Origin of the sequence: Leptonema illini DSM 21528 (assembly GCF_000243335.1) — a bacterium.
Taxonomy (GTDB): Bacteria; Spirochaetota; Leptospiria; order Leptospirales; family Leptonemataceae; genus Leptonema; species Leptonema illini.
This window is the reverse complement of sequence record NZ_JH597773.1, coordinates 2,204,454-2,223,401: the sequence shown is the minus strand read 5'-3', so window position 1 is coordinate 2,223,401 and position 18,948 is coordinate 2,204,454. Positions and strand designations below refer to the sequence as shown.

Below are 18,948 nucleotides of genomic sequence, written 5' to 3'. Positions count from 1 at the left end.
CATCCTGACGCCGGATGAAAGATCTTTCGTATTATCGTCAGGAGATCGACGGCCTGGATCGCGACATCGTGCGTATGATCCTGCGTCGCGCCGATCTGGCCCATGAGATCGGGCGCGTCAAGAGGGACCGGAACGAAACCGTGTACCGCCCCGATCGCGAGAAAGAGGTCTACCAGAACGTTCAGGCCATCGCAGAGAGCTATTATCAGGAAAATCCGGATTCGACGCGTTTTCCGGCCGAGGCTTTGCAGAGTATCTACAGAGAGCTGATGTCGGGAACGATCTATATCGAGGGCGGTCCGATCGTCGCCTATATGGGACCGGAAGGATCGTTCTCGCATATGGCGACGGTGCAGCGTTTCGGATCATCGGTTCGCTCGCTGCCGCTGCCCACGATCACCGACGTCTTTCGCACGCTGGAGGCCGGCGGCGAAGCGACGTTTGGTATGGTGCCTGTGGATAACACCACGGGCGGTTCGGTAATGACGACGCTGGACGCCTTTCTTGAATCGGGGTTGAAAATATATGCCGAACACTTCTCGAGAATTCAGCAGCATCTTCTCTATCATGATGAGATCGCTCTCGACGACATCCGGCGTATCTACTCGATTCGCATCGGGCAGGAACAATGCCGGGATTGGTTAGCCGCTCATCTGAATCTGCGAGATGTCGAGTTCGTCGAGACCAATTCGACCGCGGCCGCCGCTCGCCTTGCCGCCGAACGCAAAGACGGAGCCGCCATAGGGTCAAATCTTGCGGCCGAGCTGTATAACCTTCGCATCATTGCCCGCAGCATTCAGGATTCGACGAATAACATCACGCGCTTCTGGGTGATCGGTAACGAACAGTGCAAGCCGACGGGCGACGACAAGACGTCGGTCATCGTCGGAGTGCACGATCGTCCCGGTTCGCTTTTCTCGATTCTTGATCCGTTTCACATGGCCGGCATCAATCTGACGAAGATAGAGTCCCGCATCACGCGTCGCAATTACGGTGAGTATAACTTCTACATCGACTTTCAGGGACACTTTGAAGATCCGCATATTGCCGATATCCTGAGAAAGCTTGAAGAGAGATCTTCGTTTCTCAAGATTCTCGGTTCGTATCCGGCGGCGAAGGTGCTCTGATGATTTCTTCTTTGAAGCGTGTCGTTATTTACGGAGCGGGCATGATGGGGGCGTCGCTTGCCCATGCGCTGCGCCATCATGCGCATTTTTCAGGAGAGATCATCGCTGTGGTGCGCAGCGATAGATCGGCCGCCGCTCTGCGCGAGAAAGGCCTTGCCGATACGATTCTTGTCGATGTCGATCCGACGACGCTTGCGCAGTATAACCCGGATTTTGTAGTTCTCGGAACGCCCGTGCTTTCGTTGGTGGAGATGCTTCCGCTACTGAGGCTTGACTGTCCGGTGACCGATATGGGATCGACGCGGCTGGCGATTGAGCGTGCGGCGCGCGGCACGACCCTTCGATTCGCAGGATCGCATCCGATGTGCGGTTCTGAGAACAGCGGGCCCGAGGCTCTGGTGCCCGACCTCTTTGTGAATCGGCTCTGCATAATTATAAACGGGATCGAAGAGGCCGTCGTCGATCGAGACGCTGATCTTCTGGATTCTATCGAAACATTCTGGAAAGAGCTGGGCATGCATACGTTCCGGCTCGATGCGACGACCCACGATCGTATTGTCGCCGGCTTGAGTCATGGTCCGCATTTTTTATCCAGCGCCCTTGCCATGACCTATCTCTCTGATCCGCTGCTTCTTGCAAAGAACGAAGAATCGCCCTGTGCCATCACGGGAGGCGGTCTGCGTGATATGCTGCGTATTGCCGGATCAAATCCCGTCATGTGGCGCGATATCCTTGCTACGAATCAACGTCCTATCGTTGATTTTCTGAAAAGCTTTCGAAACGAGCTCGATACGCTGATACAAAACGCCGAACGATCCGATACGGATTGGGTGTTGACGTATCAGGGCAGGGCGCATGAGGTACGTGATCGTATCTATGGCAATGCAAGGATGGGAAACGGGAGTTCGGCAAACCTGATTCCGGCAACGCATGAAGCCTCCTCCTCTCTGGTGGTGGGCTCCGAGAATGCTAAGCCCCGCATCCTGTCGCTGGACGGACCGGCAGGATCGGGCAAGAGTACGGTTGCCGGTATTATTGCCCGGAGGCTCGGATGTCTGCATGCCGATTCGGGAGCCATCTACAGATCTCTAACGTATGCTTGCATGCAGTTGCTCGGCGAGCAGGCATCGCCCGAGGAATTCGGCAGAGTCTTCCTTGAACAAACACCGGATCCGCACGGATTCGCTCTGCGAGTGGATTATGATAATGGAAAGCAGCTGCATTATCTGAATGAGGAAGAACTCGGACTAAAGATACGAACGCCTTCCGTTACGGCACGTATTCGGTATATCGCCGACCATGCGCAGTATCGAAATCGTGTGAACGAACTGCTGCGTGAGCTTGGTGCAAAGACGGCCCTTATCGTCGACGGCCGTGATATCGGAACCGTTGTGTTTCCTGATACGCCGTTCAAGTTTTATCTCGATGCTGCCGTGAGAACGAGGGCGGAGCGTCGTCGCAAAGAGCTGATTGAATCGGGCATGGAAGCTCCGTCTCTTGAAGAGCTTGAAAAACAGATCGCCGATCGAGATGAACAGGACCGAAACCGGAAAATCGGAGCCCTGCAAATACCGCCCGGGGCGATTCTAATTGACACTTCTAACATTGACCGGGATATGGTTGTATCGGGGATTCTTGCGCATCTGCAGGAGCAATTCTGAAAAAAGCGCAGTTCCGATCCGTAGCGGCAAGACGGTAGATACGGCACAATAATGTAAGGATCCGCCTTCGGGTCGGGTCAAGGATTCTATATGGCGGCAGCGACTCCCTTTGACAAAGCACAGGACGATAAGGTAGAGTTTGAAAAGTATCTCGAAGAAAGCGAGAACGAACAACTCGAGATGGTCCGATTCAGCAAGGGGGATCTGCTTGATGCCGTTGTCCTTGATGCAAACGATCGCCAGGTCTTCCTCGATATCGGTCAGAAGCAGGAAGGCGTATGCTCGCGCGATGAATTCGAGGGCACGCCCGAACCGGGCATGCGCGTTACCGTCGTCGTTATGCGCGGCGCCGGCCTTGAAGAAAATACGCTCGTATCGCATGCCGAAGCGCGTCGCCGCGAAGCATGGAATAAAATCATAGAAGCTCATGCCAGCTCCGTTCCTCTTACCGGAGTTGTGAAAAAGGAGCTGGAGAATCGCAAGGGCTATATCGTCGACTACGGCGCCCTTGATCTCTTTCTGCCTCAGTCGCAGGTCAGCGCCCGTTCGCGCGGCGCTCATCTGAAAAGCGGCGAGAAGATCGACTTCCGTATCCTTGAAGTCAACGATCGCCGCAAATCGGGCATCATCAGCCGCCGCGTCATTCAAGAAGAACAGGACCACGAAAAATGGGATCAGTTCACCGCCGCCCATCAGGTCGGCGAAGATCTTGAAGGCGAGGTCGTACGCATCGTATCATTCGGTATATTCGTTCGCATCGACGGCATCGACGGACTCGTGCATCAGTCCGATCTGAGCTGGAAGCCGAACCGTCCTTTTCGCGATCTCTATAAAAAAGGCGATAAGGCCAACGTTCGAATTCTCTCGATCGATGTGGAAAACCGCCGTCTCTCGCTTGGTATCAAGCAGCTTTCTGAAGATCCCTGGGAGTGGGCAAGGCGAGAGCTTCATGAAGGCGATGTCGTGGAAGGTACGGTTACGAGCATCACCGACTATGGCGCCTTTGTCGAGGTTCGCGAAGGTCTGGAAGGGCTGATCCACATCTCTGAACTGTCCTGGCTGAATAAACTCAAGCATCCGAAGCGCTATTTCAATCCTGGCGAGAAATCGAAGGTCTGCATTCTCACCATAGATCATGATAAGCGTCGCATCGCTCTCAGTTACAGGCGCACGCGACCCGATCCATGGACGCAGATCGATTCGATCGCTAAGGCTGGCGATGTGCGTCAGGGAGTCGTAACAAGTATCACTAAATTCGGCGCCTTTGTGGAACTCGGCGAAGAAGTCGAAGGTCTGATTCATTTTAAAGACTACAGCTGGGACGATCATCCCGATCGCAAGATGTTGCGCAAAGGGCAGACGGTTGAATTCAAGATTCTGGACGTTGACCGACAGCACCACCGTATCTCCTGCGGAATTAAACAGCTCACTCCAGGCCCTTACGAGGCCCTGAAGCAGAAATACAAAAAGGGCCAGTCTATCGACGGCAAGATCACGAATATCACTTCGTTCGGCGTTTTTGTCGATATCGGCGAAGGGTTCGAGGGACTTGTTCATGTCTCTCATCTGCCGCTGCGCCGCGACGAGAAGATCGAAGAGCGTTATTCCGTCGGCGATGAGGTGAAGACCGTTCTTCTCAAGATCGATGCCGATGAAAAAAGGATATCGCTTTCGATTAAAGACTACGACCGTCGCCAGCAGAAAGAATTGATGAGCCGGTACATGGTGCCCGAGAACGAAGGCTACAGCTTCGGCGCTCTACTCAAGAATAACCTCAATCAGAAAAACGACGAGCCTGATCAATGAGCACGAAACGATTGCATCGTAAAAAGACTGTTGAGAAGGCCCATCAGGTTCATGAGGCCGTGTATGATCTGTTCGCGGGTTTTGAAGGCAGCAAATATGAGCTGATGGTGGCGAAGTTCTTCTATTATCTGAGGGACAATATTCGCGCCGTTCTTTTTGCCGTGGGAGCGGGCTTCATCACGCTTGTCGGTCTTGTCGTATATGATATCTATCAGACTTCGCGTGAAGATAAGGCCCTTCTCGCGTATGAAGAACTCTTGAAGAACCCGGTGATGACGGCCGCCGCCGATCCATCGGCAGCCGTGCGAAAACTCGATGAATATACGGCCGCCCATACGACGGATAACGCCGTACGTCGGGGCCTGATGCATAAGCTTGCTCTGCTGGAAAAGGCCGATCGCAAAAAGGATGCGGCTGAAGTTGCCTCACAGCTTGCCGAGAAGGTAGAAGCTCCTTCGCTTAAAGTCTTCATGTATACGCGCGCCGCTATTCTCTATGAAGGAGCCGGCGAAGCCGGAGCCAGTCTGACAGCGGCCGAGAAGGCGTTAACCCTCACGTCAGATGAAGGCGAGATCAAGGCGACGCTGCTTTTCTTGCAAGCACGGGCGCTGAGAGCGACCGGAAAGGAAAGCGCGGTTCGCCAGGTCGTTGAGACGCTGATGAAGATGGATGAAAAGACGCATCCAGAAGTAGTTCCAATTAAACAGGCTGCGCTGGTTTTTTTATTAGATGAAAGCGCCGGTGGAAAATAAGCCGTTCACGATTGCGCTGCCCGCCGGGCGCATGTCAGAAGAAAGCCTGGAGTTTTTTGCTCGTATCGGCTTTGCCCGTTTTTCGGGCCCGTCAAGCCGAGAGCTATCCTTTTTCGATGAAACCGGAACCGTGCGCATACTTCTTGTGCGCAACCAGGATGTTCCGCTCTGCCTGTTACACGGGGGCGCCGAGGCCGGCGTTTGCGGCCGTGACGTTATCCTCGAGCATCGTTACGATCTGACCGTTCCCGTCGCGTTGCCGTTCGGGCAATGCCGGCTTTCTGTCGCCGCACCATCCACTCAGGCGGATGGGCTTTTTCGGCTGCCGCATATTCGCGTGGCCACGAAATACCCGCACCTTGCTTATCGCTGGTTCCATGAAAGAGGACTCAGCTGCGAGATTATCAAGATGCACGGCTCGATTGAAGTAGCGCCGCTCATGGGAATCGCCGATTGTATCGTCGATCTTGTCAGCACCGGGAATACACTGCGGGCAAACGGTCTCGTCGAACTCGAAACGATCCAGGAATCGACTGCGTTGCTTCTCGTTAACAGGCCTGCGTATGCACTGCAGAATTCGCGTATCATGGAATTGATCCGTAAGTCGCGACTGGCCGCCGTTTAGGAGCCCTCTATGGCCGCTAAGATCACGCACCTTGAGATCTACAGGCAGTCTCTGGTCCTTCTCGAGCACGGGAATGATGCCGATCAAAAGATAGCGTCGCTTCTTGAGCGCGATGACCTCTTTCGCTACGGATGTGCCGGAGCCGTTTCCCCCGATATCTTCTACTATTACCATTTGCTTTCTGCAAAGAAGCAGAAGATCGGCATGAATTGGGGCAACCGTATCCATCACGGCCGCGTCTTTGAGCTGATACTTGCATTTCTCGATCGTATACGGAGGGACGCGGACGAGGAACGACGCAACAAAAGGCTGGCCTTCGCGCTCGGCTACATTTCGCACTGTGCGGCCGATATCGTAACGCATCCGTATATCTTTTATATTACCGGCAACTACTATTCCCCCGATCGCGATGAGGCGAACCGGGCGCAGGAGAACCACCTGCGAGTCGAGAACATCCTCGATTCGTATCTGGTTTACGAGCGGTGGGGTATCTCGCCCGAAAAATACAACTTCCTGAAATACGTCGATATTACAGAAAAATACCGCAGACGCAAGATCCTGGATTTTGACATCTGGCAGATGTGGGTGAATGCGCTCTCTGTCGTTTATCCCGATGAATTTCGAACGGAGTATCCGGGATCATTGCAGACGATTCGAGAGGATGATCTGATCAACGACGCTTTTTCAGGGTTCTTGAAGTTTAATCGCATCGTCGATACACGATCGAAAGTCGTAAGAGGCCTGCTTCGAACGATCGATACTGTAACCTTTCATCGATTGAAGGCGCGGAACCTCATCCTGCCGCCGCGGCACATGATCGACGATCGTTATCCGAATACACACAGAAAGCCATGGAAATTTCCCGCTGATCCCGATCGTATATCGACGGAAAGCTTCAATCAGCTCGTGCATCGCGCAGCCGAACAATCGGCCGACTGGATCAGGCTGGCCCGAGACTTTGTCGCAGGTAAGAAATCTGAAAAGGATTTCAGACCGCTCATCGGTTACAATCTCGATACGGGAACGATCACCGATTCGACGGGTATGTTCGCCTTCGAGCCGATCCCTGAAGTTTAGCGGAGGCCCTTTGAAGGCCGGATTCCGTGTCTGACGGTTCCGATCAGGGAAGCCACTTGCCCTTTCGCTACAAAAAAGCAGACGTCTTGCCCTACCTTTATTAGCATGTATCATGCCGGTCACCCCTATGACGCCTGTTCTATTTTTTGACGGTAACTGTCATCTGTGTAACGAATCGGTGCGACTGCTACTGAAACTGGATCGTCATCGGCGGCTGCGGTACGCTCCGTTACAGGGTGAGACGGCTCGTATACTGTTTGAGCAAATCGATGAATCGAGTAGCCTGACGAGAGCCTTGCCCGACTCTATCGTTTTCTTTGACGGTAAGCGGCTGCTTGTAACGTGGAAGGCGCTCCTTGGAATCGCATCGCTTCTGTGGCCCGGGGCGCGACTGTTGCTGGCTGTGCTTGCCTTCCCGCCGATATCATGGGGCGGGGCTGCGCTATATAGGATGATCGCCGCTCTTCGGTATCGCGTCTTCGGACGAGCCGATTACTGCGCCGTCGGCAAAAAGGCGGATCGCGAGTTGTTTCTGCCGTAGCAGAGAGGATGCTTAAGAGGAAGGTTAAAATGAGAAGAAGGATCTTTCACCGATTGATCGGGTTTTTCGTTCTGCTGATGGTCACTTCGGGTAACCTTCTGGCCGCTCCCTTTGATTCACAGGCCTTTCGCCAGATTCTCAAGAATCACCGGACGATCGTACGCTCCGGTTCCATAGCGTATGCCGGCATACGCTATGATGACCCGGCGCTGAGAGCGCTTTCAGCGAAGGCCATGGCCGATGTCGAGGCGTATACCGGATCAACACCGGCGGAGTGGAAGGCCTTTTATATCAATGCCTACAATATCGCAGTGATTCATGTGATAGCCGAGAACTGGCCGGTCACAAGCATCCTCGATCTTGAAGACGGCAAGGTGTTTCAGAGCCCTCGCGTTCTCATACAGGGCCGTCGTATCTCGCTTGATGATCTTGAGAAGAAGGTTCTTCGCCCGTCCGATGACCCGCGTATTCACTTTGCGCTTGTTTGTGCGGCGATCGGTTGCCCCGATCTGCGTGCCGAGCCCTATATGCCTGTGACGCTCGATGCGCAGCTGAACGACCAGACGGTACGGTATCTGAACTCCGCGCGCGGAGCGATCGTTTCAGGCAATACGCTTCGTCTTTCCAAGCTCTTCGAATGGTATGCCGCTGATTTTAAAGATGCCCGGGCCTTTGTCGCTCGTTATAGAAAACTGCCGCCGGGACTGCGTCCGGTCACCGATATCGAATATGACTGGAGAGTGAATAGCTTTCCGGAGGTAAAGTAAAGCATGATAGCATCAAAGAGAGCCATTCAGTCGGCGCTTCCTGCGCTACTGCTGTCAGTCATTGCCTGCGCCCTGCCTGCGACAAAAAACGATACTGACGTACAGAGGCATGCGAACTTTCACCAGAGACATCATACCGAAGAAGGCTATCGCAATCTTGACCCGGCTCCGGAGCGACAGACGTCGAAGGCCTTTTTCTGGATCGTTAACAAGATCCTCTTCGGTGAAGAACGTTCTTCTGAGGTCAAGGTCAGGCAGGTGACCTCCGAAGAGATACGGACTTCTTATGAGTCGGCGATACGCGAGAAGTCGGGCATACGTTACTGGTGGCTCGGGCATTCAACCGTTCTTATTCATACGTCATCGGGCGTTTTCCTGACCGATCCCATATTCAGCGATCGCGCAAGCCCCGTTTCGTTCGCAGGCCCGGAGAGGCTGATTCCGCTTGCGGCGCAGATCGGCGATCTCGGTCGCGTCGATTACGTGCTCATCTCGCATAACCATTATGATCATCTTGACGAGGCGACGGTGAAGGAGCTGCAGCGATTGTACAGTCCGCGATTTTTTGTGCCGGCTCGCGTCGGCAGCCTTGTGCGATCCTGGGGAGCCGATAAGGTCGTCGAGCTTGACTGGTGGGAGTATGTAACCGTCGGCGGTGTACGATTTCATTGTACGCCGGCCAGGCATTTTTCGGCTCGAGGAATCTTCGATCGCAACGAAACGCTCTGGGCGAGCTGGTATGTAGAGGATGAGCCCGCCGGCTTCAGCTTTTATTTTGCCGGCGATACGGGATACTCCTCGCACTTCAAAGAGATACGGGAAACGATAGGGTCGCCCGACCTTGCTCTTATTCCTATCGGAGCTTATGAGCCGCGATGGTTCATGTCAGAGGTGCATGTGGATCCCGATCAGGCCGTGCAGGCCTTTCACGATTTGCAGGCCGGGCGTATGCTTCCCGTTCACTGGGGAACCTTTCCGATGGCTGAAGAGGGCATGATGGAGCCGCCGACCCGCATGCTTGAAACGGCGCAGCGACTCGGGATAGCCGCCGATCGCTTTGACCTTGTTCAGGGAGGCGAGCTTGTTCACTTTCGCAAGTCGGGGCGTCCTCTCGTAAAGAGAACTCTTGCAGGCGCTGCACCGTAGCTTCCACTTTACCGCAGAGAGAGCACTTTTTTTCTGGTATGAGCGTGCCGGCAACGGCGGCGTGTGTCAGGAGCTATATGGATTATGGTCGGCAGTCGATTGAGCTTCGCGAAGCAGGCGGAGGACAGATCGGAACATTATTAAAGCAACAGCTGAACACGAAAGAAGATCTTTCTGTTCTCTACACCCCGGGGATTGCAGCGCCGTCGCTTGCCATTGCCGGCGATCGTAGCCTTGCACGCAAGCTGACCATCAAACGCAATTCTGTGGCCGTCGTAAGCGACGGTAGCGCCGTTCTTGGACTCGGTAACGTCGGCCCCGAAGCGGCCCTGCCTGTTATGGAAGGGAAGGCGATGCTTTTCAAACGCTTTGCCGACATCGACGCGTATCCTATCGTTCTTGCAACACAATCCATCGATGAAATCGTGCAGACCGTCGTCAATATCGCTCCTGGCTTCGGCGGCATCAACCTTGAAGATATCTCGGCTCCTCGTTGTTTCGAGATCGAGAGACGGTTAGGCGAGCTACTTGACATCCCCGTCTTTCATGACGATCAGCATGGCACGGCGATCTGTACTCTTGGCGCCCTTGCCAATGCGCTGAAAATCACCGGACGCTCGAAAGAAGACATTCGCGTCGTGCTCTCCGGAGCCGGCGCCGCCGGTATTGCCATCGCCCGACTGCTTCGCGATTGGGGAGTGCGTGATTTCATCCTGACCGATTCAAAAGGCATCTGCAGCGTAGATCGTACCGATTTAAATCCCTATAAGATGGAATTCGCCGTCGAAAAAGGCGGCACTCTGAATGATGCGCTTGAAAATGCCGATGTCTTCATCGGCGTTTCGCAGCCCGACCTTCTTGGCCGTGATGATATCAGGCGAATGAAGGCCGATCCGATCGTCTTTGCGATGTCTAACCCTGTTCCCGAGATCTCTCCCGAAGAGTGCGCGGCGGCCGGTGTCGCCGTCTATGCTTCGGGACGTTCGGATTATCCGAATCAGATCAACAACGTTCTCGTCTTCCCTGGGTTCTTTCGCGGCCTGTTTGATGCCGGCGCCTTTCGCATTACGGGCGAGATGAAAATACGGGCCGGTCTGGCGCTTGCAGCGATGGTTGAGAGTCCGACTCCGGAACGCGTTATACCGGGGCCTTTTGAGCCCGGTGTGGCCGATGCCGTCGCTCAGGCCGTGAAGTCCGTCGTGACGGCTGGGGTTTAAGGGCTGGTTGCAAAACCGGCTCTTCAAGGTCAGGTTGCGCCGCGAAATTTTCGCCAGAAAGTTGAGCAAAGGCGTGAGGGAAATGGTAGCTTTGCTGGCATTTCCCGTTCCGTCTCAAAACCCCAGAACAATGGAGGGGTTTTGAGACGTTTTATTAAGGATAAAGGCGTTCCGTTTTCCAGCCCGATGCTATGGTCGTGTCAGGCTCATAAACAAGCCGTTCGTGTAGCCGGAAGGGGCGATTCATCCAGAATTCAATACGTGTCGGTTTTACGCGAAAGCCCGACCAGTGCGGCGGACGCGGAATCTCGCCGATAGCATACTTCGCTGTAAAAAGAGCGACGCGTTTTTCAAGGGCAAAGTTATCCTCAAGCGCTTCGGACTGTTTTGAGGCCCAGGCTCCGATGCGACTTTCGCGAGCCCGCGACTGAAAGTAGGCGTCGGCCTCGGCCTCGGTGACCGGTTCCACCGGGCCTCTGATGCGCACCTGACGGCCGAGCCCCTTCCAGTGAAAGCATAGAGCGGCAAACGGATGTCGCCTGAGCTGGCGACCTTTTCTGCTTTCGAGATTTGTATAGAAGACGAAGCCCTGTCGGTCGGCGTCTTTTAAAAGAACCATGCGCGAATCGGGAATCCCATCGTCGTCGAGCGTGGATAACGACATGGCTGTGGCCATTTCTTTTCCTTCGTCGGCGATGGCCGCATCAAGCCACTCCTGGAAAAGATCGGCCGGATGCTCACGTTCGGGGATTTTCATGCTTGATCAGCCTTTCATGGCCGCGAGCTTTTCATCAAGCAGGCGATTCACCTCGTCGGGAACGGCCTGGCCTCGCGTCGCTTTCATGATCTGGCCGACAAGAAAGCCTTTGACGCGATCTTTGCCGCCGAGGATGTCCTGCACCTGCTCGGGATGAGCCTTAATGACCTCGTCGATGATCTGTGGCAGAGCGCCCGTATCGACAGGTTTGTAGTCGTATTTCTCGATAACGGCCTCGGGGTCGAGATCCTCTTCATAGACGTGCTCGAAGACCTGCTTCGCGATGCGCTGTGTGATCTTACCGGCGTTCAGCAGTTTGATGATGGCGGCCAGTCGCTCGACGGTACACGGGAATTGATCAAGTGCGATGTCTTTCTTATTGATGATACCGAGTACCTCGTCTTTTACCCAGTTCGACGATTTTTTCGCGTCGCCGCTCAGCTCGGCTACCTTCTCGAAATAAGCGGCCGTTTCGCGATCGCGGGCAAGCACATCGGCGTCGTATTCAGGCAGGCCCATCTTCGTCATATAACGCTCGCGCTTCTGATCGGGCAGCTCGGGCATGTTATTGCGAATCTTTTCGACAAAGTCGGGCTTGATCTCGAAAACGGGAAGATCGGGATCTGGAAAGTAGCGGTAATCTTCGGCATCCTCTTTCGTGCGCATCAGACGCGTCTCGCGTTTATCGGCATCCCACAGAACGGTGGACTGAATGATCTTGCCGCCCGATTCGATCACCGAGATCTGTCGTTCGATTTCGTAATCGATGGCCGCTCTTACGGCCTTGAAGGAGTTCAGGTTCTTAATCTCGACGCGAGTACCAAACGGAGCATCGGGCCCTTTACGTACCGATACGTTCGCGTCGCAGCGCAGCGAGCCTTCTTCCATATTCGCTTCAGAGATATGGGTTGCTCGGATGATGGCCCGCAACGTCTGCAGGAACCACCAGGCATCTTCGGAGCTTCGCAGGTCGGGCTCGGTGACGATCTCAAGCAGTGGCACACCGGCTCGGTTCAGGTCGACGAACGATACGCTCTCTGCTCCCGATCCGCTGTGAAGCAGCTTACCCGCATCCTCTTCCATGTGGATGCGATGGATGCGCACCTGCGTAACGTCAGCGGCATCCTTCTTCTTGAACTGTACGATGCCGTTTGTGGCGTAAGGACGGTCGTATTGCGAGATCTGATATCCTTTCGGAAGGTCGGGATAGTAGTAGTGCTTGCGGTCGAATTTTGTGATGCGCGTGATGCTGCAGTTCAGGGCAAGGCCGGCGGTAACGGCCATACGCAGAACCTCTTCGTTCAGGACGGGCAGGGCGCCCGGAAGGCCGAGCGTAACCGGACCGGCAAGCGTGTTGGCCGGCTGTCCGAAGGTGTAAGGGTCGGTGGAGAATATCTTTGTGTTCGTTTTCAGCTGACAGTGGACTTCAAGGCCGATCACGGGTTCATAGGAGGACATACGCTTAATTTTTTGGCTTTCCCTGCAGGGGCAAGCAAATTCAATGTGCGGCAATGGCCACAGTCATTACGGTAGCCAATCAAAAGGGCGGCGTCGGCAAAACCACGACGGCCATTCACGTGGCGGCCGGCCTGGCCCGACGCGAAAGCCCGACACTGCTTGTCGATCTTGACGCTCAGGCCAATGCAACCTCCGTTTTTATCGAACAACCTCCGGCGATGGATCAATCGGCGCATGCGATTTTCAGAGAAAAGAAACCGGTGCGTCAGATTGCCGTCCCGACCCGTATTCGCCATCTGCATCTTGCGCCGGCCGTGCTTCAGATGGCCGAGATAGAGACGTTGCTTGCCGGCAACGTCGACGGTTTTTTCAGATTGCAGGAGGCGCTGCAGGGCACGCACTATGAATATGTGATCGTCGACTGCCCGCCCAATCTCGGTCTGTTGACCGTGAATGCCCTTGTCGCATCGCAGTATCTTATCGTGCCGATGCTTGCGTCGAAATTCTCTCTTGATGGTATCCGCACGATACTTGATACGTGTGAAACCGTGCGCAGCCGTTTTCGATCCGAGCTGCGTGTGCTCGGCGCCCTGCTCACGATGTTTGACCCTCGCACGGCCGTTTCGAGATTGATGATGGAACCGGTCGAAGAACGTCTGCCGGTCTTTGCAACGAGAATCGGTCGTTCCGTCGTCGTCGAAGAGGCCCATCTCATGCATCAAACCGTTTTTGAATATGACGCGAAGAACCGCGTGGCCATTGAATACGATGCGCTGGTACAGGAGATCCTTGATGGCATCAAAGAAAGATAGACTCTCTCGCAAGATACGGGATGAAGTGGAAAAGAACATCGGTCCGGGCGAATCGGGCATGAGCGGCTTCGTCGATGACGTCGCCTCGCGCCGCGACGAAGGCCCGTCTGAATCAGAAGGCGCGTCGTCGGGCGAAAGACCCGGGCGCTTCGCTCGTTTTACACGTAAGAAAGAGGCCGATCGATCGCGTTCTCAGGACTATCGCGTCTCTTCGGCGAAGAAGCGCGAATCGGTGTATAACATCACCGGCGACATACGGCTTGAGGATTATATCGATTCGAGAGAAGAAAATCCGTTCTGGAAGAAGCAGGGCTTTTACCGGACTCTTGGCTTTGCAGCCCTGGCACTCATGCTGCTCACCGTTCTCTGGCTTTTCTTTGCATGGCTTTTCGGCCCGAGCTATAAGCTCGGCATCGCCGCCGTCGAACTGACCGAAGATAACATCGAAGACTATGAAGATACGGAATCGCTGATGCTCGGTCCCGGTCGTCCTATTCATATTCGCTTCCAGTGGGAGGCCGACGAGCTCGACACCGATTACCTGAAAATCATGATAGGCAAGAAAGGCAGCGGCGACTATGAAGCCGAGGCCGAGCTCGGTCGCCGACCTCCGCAGACGGCTAACTATATTTATTTTTACGGTCCTCTTGATCCAGGCGAATACCGTGTCGAGGTGCTGAATCGCGAAGGCGACGTCCTTAAAGAGAAGGAGATCAAGGTGCGATGAAAACGGCCTCGAACATCCGTTTTTTCCTTTCTGTGGCTCTGCTTATCGCCCCGATCCTCTTATCTATCGGATGCGATAGGCTTGTGCTGCCTCCGCTGCCCGATGGCGTTCCTGAAGGAGCGTCGTACGACAGACGTAACCGGCTGTGGGTCATACGCAAGGATAATCGGGAGCTCGCCTTTTATGCGAATGGAAAGCCTGCGTATGCGGGAGAGCTGAAGGGCGGACGGCGAGAAGGCCCCTGGAACTCTTATGCCCCGGATGGAAAAACCGTTACGACATCGGGCGAGTATCGCAACGGCCGTCGGGATGGTACCTGGGTTCACAGAGACGATAGCGGTCGGCTTTACGTTAAGATAGGTTATTCCGCAGAGCCTTCTGATCCGGTGCTTTCTGCCGTGTCGGGGGAAACGGGTAACGAAAACGGTCCGTTTGAGCGTTATTATCCCGACGGCAGAATCGAGTTAACCGGCGAGTACAGGGCCGGTCGATTCGACGGCTTCTTTCGTCGCTATGGCCGCACGGGCCGGATTGAATACGAAGGACGATACAGTGGGGGACAGAAAGAAGGCCTGTGGAAGATCTACGACAGATCCGGATCTCTTATAAGGGAAGAACGCTATCAGAACGGCGAGCTCGAAGGCGAGTTTCGTATCTTTCGCGACGGTCGAACTGTTTTCGAAACCGTATACGCAAAGGGCAAAGAAATCGGCCCTCGCCTCAACGTCGATAGCGAGAGTTGATCGGCTGAACCTGCGCGTGCGAGAGGCGTTTAACAGACCGGCAGCTTTTTATTCAACGACGGCTCTGACCTTCTCAAATACCTGAGCGGCGGTCAGATCTTTCATGCAGCGAAAGTGTTCGAGAGGACACTTTTTTGCTCCATGAGTTCCACAGGGCCTGCATGGCAGATCTATTTCCGCAACGGCGCTTCGCTGAGCGATGGGCGCATAACCGAGTGACGGTGTGGTCGCGCCGAATATGGCGACGACGGGCACACCGGCGGCACAACCGAAGTGCACGGGGGCGGAGTCGTTGGAAACGACAAGCATGCTGCGCTTCATGAGAGAGTAAAGCGTTAACAGGTCGGTCTGGCCGCATATATTGCGTATATGCGGCAGCGTGCTTGCCGGCAGCATCTCTCGCGCGAACGAGAGAACCTGTTCGGCGATAGCCGAATCCGCTTTCGAGCCGACAAGAAGGATCTCCTGTCCGTAGGCGTCAAAGAGTCTGCCGGCAAGTTCGGCGAAACCATAAGGCGTCCAGCGTTTTGTCGGCCAGATCGACGAGATCGCCAGGAGCACAGGCTTAGAACCGCGACCGCCAATGGCAAGAGAGTCGAGAAGCTGCACGGCCTTCAGGGCGCTTGACTGCGATTCAGCGAGGATAAGCGACGAGTCGATCTCATGAACGGGCGGCAATTCAGGACAGTAGCCTTCTTTCAGGAAAAGTAAAAGTCTGTAAATCTCATGCTCGCTGAGATCTCGTTTCAGATGTCTGTTATAGGCAAATTGCGCGAAACCGGCCGATGCATACCCATAGCGCACAGGAATGCCCGAGAACATCGCAAGCAGCCCCGTACGATGGGATTGATGCGGCGAAAGCAATACGTGAAACTTCTTCGCGCGGATCTGTCGGATCAGACGAAGCATGCCTCCGTAGCGATGCTCTTTACCTTTATCAAAGACCATCACATCGTCAATGTCGGGATGACCTTTTAAAAAAGGAGCGGCCTCGGGTTTGACCAGCACGGTAATCTCGGCGTCGGGGCGGCTGCGTCGCAGGGCTCGTAGCATCGGAGTCGTGAGAACCACGTCTCCTATAAAGGCGGTCTGAATAACAAGAATGCGAAGCCCTGTTCCGTCCATGCCCGTTCATAAACGTGTGCGCCGCCGGAGCGTAAAGCAGGAAATGGTTGGCATCAGATGCCGGAATCGTAAGCTGGAGGAGTGATCGGCTTTTTTCGGCGATTTCAACCGGCTGTTCTCGATCGGTATATCTTTCTGGAGATCCTGCAGCCCTTTCTGACGGCACTGCTTTTCTGGACGAGTCTGTTCGTCGCCATGGTCTTGAAAGACGTCATCGGCGACCTTCTCGGCAAGGGGATCAGCCTGCTCGATATCGGACGCTTCCTCGTTTATCTCGTCGGCGAAAAGATAACGCTGACCATACCCATGGCCTGCCTTTTCGCCGGCATCCTTGCTGCCGGTCGTCTTTCAGGCGATTCCGAAATCACGGCCATGCGCGCCGCCGGCATCAGCTTTCCTCGTATCTACTCCGTTTTTCTTTTCGCCGGCTTGCTCGCCGCCCTTGCCGTAGCGGCCATGAATCTCTATCTCGGTCCGATGGCGGCGACGGCAAGAGAGAAGTTTGAGACCTGGCTCAAGTCGTATCATAGCCTGAGTCTCGCCCGGCCCGGACAGTTTCTCGGCGGCGGCGACATCGACGGCCTGCAAAAAGGCGGACAGGATATCTATGCCCTTTCGCGAGACGGTTCGGTGCTTCAGGGTATTCAGATTCGATTCTGGGATTACAAGCTTGATGATCAAAAATCCGAGATAGCGCAGATCAACGGCGTTCCCGTGCGCATCGGTGAGGCGACGGTAACGAGAGTTATCCAGGCAGAGAAGGGCAGACTTTTTACTCGACTGAAAGATCCGAATAACCTGAACAATGGAACAGAGAAGTTTCTTCGCATGGAAAAGGGGTACATGCTTGAGACCGACTCTGCATTCGGCAAGATCGAGGTAACGGACTTCACAGATGGATATATGGACTACGTGCTGCCTCCTCCGAAATCGACGTTTGGCAAAATCGACGTGAGGCCTGAGAATTACACCTTTCCCGAGCTCTTTCAGTTCCTCAGCGATCTGAAAGGCGGTAAGATGAAGATGGATTTCGGCGAAGAAGGGGTCAGTTTTTCTGAAGAAGGAAAGCGTCTGCCTTCGCCGCCCGAGATGAAGCTGATGGCGCAGCAGATGCGGGCTTGGGTGCTTATGAATTTTTCAAAAGTCGGGCAGCCCGGCGGTCCGACGGCAGAAGAGATGCAGCAGAAGATTCAGATGATTCTTATGTTCGAGGGGTTTCTTGGCGACGTGGACCGCACGCAGCGCCGCTTTGAGATAGAAATCCAGAAGCGCATCGCCGTTCCCATTGCCTCGCTTCTTTTCTTTTATGTTTCGTTTCCGCTTGGACTGGTTGTGAAGCGATCGGGGAAGGGCATGAGCTTTGCGCTCGCGCTTTTTGTCTTTTTCTTCTATTATCTGCTGCTCACCTATGGCATCGGACAGGCCAATGCAGGAAAGCTTCCCGCCGTTGCCGGCGCCTGGATGGCCGACGTCGGAGTGCTGATTCTCGGGCTCTACATCATGGCCACTCGCACGGAAGGCTTCACGCCCTTTCAGTTTGTGACTGCGCCAGTGCGTAAGCTTTTTCGACGCTTTGTACGGCCCGTGCTCGGTCGGCTAATCGATCTGCTTGTTCGCTGGGTTCCCGAGCCGATTCGGCATTCTGCCAGAGTTCGCCTCGATCGATTCGCTCTTCTGTGGCGTGCGCTGAGCGAAAAAATCGCGGCCGGCATACAAAAAAGACTTGAGAAATACGCAATTTGGCGGAGATAATTGCTGATTCTATGGCTTCTTTCACGATCTGGCATATTTCAAAGAATCGCAACTTCCCTCTGAACCTTTCCGATGAGTTTTCAGGTCTTGTCGTTCGTGAGTGTAATTTTGATGAGGCAAAAACGCTTCAGCCCGACGACTCAGGCATTCATCTTTTCTTTTTTCAGGTAGAGGCGTCCGATCTCGATACGCAATGTCGAATTCTTGACGAGCTTCCTACGCTCCTTCCGTTCTTCCGTGTCGTCCTGGTTCCCGAGGCCGATTATCGTAGAGCCGACCAGCTGCTGCGAGTGCGTAAAAGGCTCTATCTGCTGGATGACGCGATTAAGTCCGGCGTTCTACAGATGTTCCTGTCAACGCTTCTGCAGATGGAACGCTACCGTCATATTATCCAGGATTTTTCCACGCAGCTGCGCGCGCACAGGGAGTTCTTTGACTCCTTCTCGAATCTCATTCAAAAAGAGATGTCGCAGGTGAAAGGCGAGAGCGTGGCCTATCAACACCTTCTTGAGTTCGAGCAGCGCTACAGAGTATTTGAAGAGCAGGTGAACAGCGCCATCAACGAGGCCTTTCGCCTGAAAGAGCATGAGATGCTGCGCGTGCAGGATGCCTTCATGGCGATGGAAAAGTTGCAGGATTTCAGGGACAGCGAGCTGCAACTGGCTCGTGATACGCTGCGTGCCGCCGAAATCGCCTTGAACCTGAGTCGTGAAGAGAATCTTGAGAGAGACAAAATCATCGAGGCCCTTCAGCATCTGAATATCTACACCGATTCCGAGGTGGTCGAACTCTACCGGGAGAATCAGGATCTTCGCAAAAAGCTGGGCATGCCCGCTCGGGAATAGTCGTGGTTTC

General features: G+C 54.4%; 18 protein-coding genes. 15 read left to right on the top strand and 3 right to left on the bottom strand.

Features of this window, described 5'->3' with window-relative positions:
- Window positions 1–14 precede the first annotated feature (14 nt).
- The 10 genes from pheA (at window position 15) to LEPIL_RS10180 (ending at window position 10,719) form a co-directional block, all read left to right on the top strand.
- On the top strand, window positions 15–1,127 hold the full coding sequence (gene pheA / locus LEPIL_RS10230) for a prephenate dehydratase (RefSeq protein ID WP_002772382.1): 1,113 nt from the start codon (window positions 15–17) through the stop codon (window positions 1,125–1,127).
- Window positions 1,127–2,788, top strand: a complete 1,662-nt coding sequence (gene cmk / locus LEPIL_RS21995; protein ID WP_052608281.1) for a (d)CMP kinase — start codon at window positions 1,127–1,129, stop codon at window positions 2,786–2,788. Before pheA ends, cmk begins: the two co-directional genes overlap by 1 nt.
- 90 nt (window positions 2,789–2,878) lie before the next feature.
- Window positions 2,879–4,594, top strand: a complete 1,716-nt coding sequence (locus LEPIL_RS10215) for a S1 RNA-binding domain-containing protein (RefSeq protein WP_002772380.1) — start codon at window positions 2,879–2,881, stop codon at window positions 4,592–4,594.
- Window positions 4,591–5,346, top strand: a complete 756-nt coding sequence (locus LEPIL_RS10210) for a YfgM family protein (RefSeq protein WP_002772379.1) — start codon at window positions 4,591–4,593, stop codon at window positions 5,344–5,346. The genes LEPIL_RS10215 and LEPIL_RS10210 overlap by 4 nt, the downstream gene beginning before the upstream one ends.
- On the top strand, window positions 5,336–5,971 hold the full coding sequence (gene hisG, locus LEPIL_RS10205; RefSeq protein ID WP_281251508.1) for an ATP phosphoribosyltransferase: 636 nt from the start codon (window positions 5,336–5,338) through the stop codon (window positions 5,969–5,971). The genes LEPIL_RS10210 and hisG overlap by 11 nt, the downstream gene beginning before the upstream one ends.
- A gap of 9 nt (window positions 5,972–5,980) precedes the next feature.
- Window positions 5,981–7,048 (top strand): zinc dependent phospholipase C family protein, encoded by a 1,068-nt coding sequence (locus LEPIL_RS10200; RefSeq protein ID WP_002772377.1) that lies wholly within the window; start codon window positions 5,981–5,983, stop codon window positions 7,046–7,048.
- 112 nt (window positions 7,049–7,160) lie between these two features.
- Window positions 7,161–7,589: a thiol-disulfide oxidoreductase DCC family protein gene (locus LEPIL_RS10195; protein WP_002772376.1), complete on the top strand. Its 429-nt coding sequence runs from the start codon at window positions 7,161–7,163 to the stop codon at window positions 7,587–7,589.
- A 29-nt stretch (window positions 7,590–7,618) separates the two neighbouring features.
- The gene (locus tag LEPIL_RS10190; protein WP_002772375.1) at window positions 7,619–8,356 is read left to right on the top strand and encodes a DUF547 domain-containing protein; all 738 of its coding nucleotides are present in this window, start codon (window positions 7,619–7,621) and stop codon (window positions 8,354–8,356) included.
- A 3-nt stretch (window positions 8,357–8,359) separates the two neighbouring features.
- Entirely contained in the window at window positions 8,360–9,502 is a 1,143-nt protein-coding gene (locus tag LEPIL_RS10185; RefSeq protein WP_002772374.1) for an MBL fold metallo-hydrolase, read from the top strand.
- Window positions 9,503–9,540: 38 nt separating this feature from the next.
- Window positions 9,541–10,719 (top strand): NAD(P)-dependent malic enzyme, encoded by a 1,179-nt coding sequence (locus tag LEPIL_RS10180; RefSeq protein ID WP_245826915.1) that lies wholly within the window; start codon window positions 9,541–9,543, stop codon window positions 10,717–10,719.
- Window positions 10,720–10,873: 154 nt separating this feature from the next.
- On the opposite strand, the gene pdxH is transcribed toward LEPIL_RS10180, so the two are convergent.
- A complete protein-coding gene (gene pdxH / locus LEPIL_RS10175) occupies window positions 10,874–11,476 on the bottom strand; it encodes a pyridoxamine 5'-phosphate oxidase (RefSeq protein WP_002772372.1) in 603 nt (200 codons plus the stop codon).
- Window positions 11,477–11,482: 6 nt separating this feature from the next.
- A complete protein-coding gene (gatB, locus tag LEPIL_RS10170; protein ID WP_002772371.1) occupies window positions 11,483–12,934 on the bottom strand; it encodes an Asp-tRNA(Asn)/Glu-tRNA(Gln) amidotransferase subunit GatB in 1,452 nt (483 codons plus the stop codon).
- Between the two features lie 53 nt (window positions 12,935–12,987).
- Here gatB and LEPIL_RS10165 point away from each other — a divergent pair, with 53 nt between their 5' ends.
- The 3 genes from LEPIL_RS10165 to LEPIL_RS10155 are packed head-to-tail and all read left to right on the top strand — an operon-like array spanning window position 12,988 to window position 15,216.
- Window positions 12,988–13,746, top strand: coding sequence for a ParA family protein (locus LEPIL_RS10165; RefSeq protein ID WP_002772369.1), 759 nt, complete (start codon window positions 12,988–12,990; stop codon window positions 13,744–13,746).
- Window positions 13,727–14,473: a hypothetical protein gene (locus tag LEPIL_RS10160; RefSeq protein ID WP_002772368.1), complete on the top strand. Its 747-nt coding sequence runs from the start codon at window positions 13,727–13,729 to the stop codon at window positions 14,471–14,473. Before LEPIL_RS10165 ends, LEPIL_RS10160 begins: the two co-directional genes overlap by 20 nt.
- Window positions 14,470–15,216 carry a toxin-antitoxin system YwqK family antitoxin gene (locus tag LEPIL_RS10155; RefSeq protein WP_002772367.1) on the top strand — a complete coding sequence of 249 codons (747 nt, stop codon included), beginning with the start codon at window positions 14,470–14,472 and terminating at the stop codon, window positions 15,214–15,216. The genes LEPIL_RS10160 and LEPIL_RS10155 overlap by 4 nt, the downstream gene beginning before the upstream one ends.
- 48 nt (window positions 15,217–15,264) lie before the next feature.
- Here the strand turns inward: LEPIL_RS10155 and waaF are convergent, their stop codons facing one another.
- On the bottom strand, window positions 15,265–16,341 hold the full coding sequence (waaF, locus tag LEPIL_RS10150; RefSeq protein WP_002772366.1) for a lipopolysaccharide heptosyltransferase II: 1,077 nt from the start codon (window positions 16,339–16,341) through the stop codon (window positions 15,265–15,267).
- An 81-nt stretch (window positions 16,342–16,422) separates the two neighbouring features.
- Between waaF and LEPIL_RS10145 the strand changes: the two genes are divergently transcribed.
- On the top strand, window positions 16,423–18,093 hold the full coding sequence (locus tag LEPIL_RS10145; protein WP_002772365.1) for an LptF/LptG family permease: 1,671 nt from the start codon (window positions 16,423–16,425) through the stop codon (window positions 18,091–18,093).
- 11 nt (window positions 18,094–18,104) lie between these two features.
- Window positions 18,105–18,938, top strand: a complete 834-nt coding sequence (locus LEPIL_RS10140; protein ID WP_002772364.1) for a hypothetical protein — start codon at window positions 18,105–18,107, stop codon at window positions 18,936–18,938.
- The last annotated feature ends 10 nt before the right edge of the window (window positions 18,939–18,948 follow it).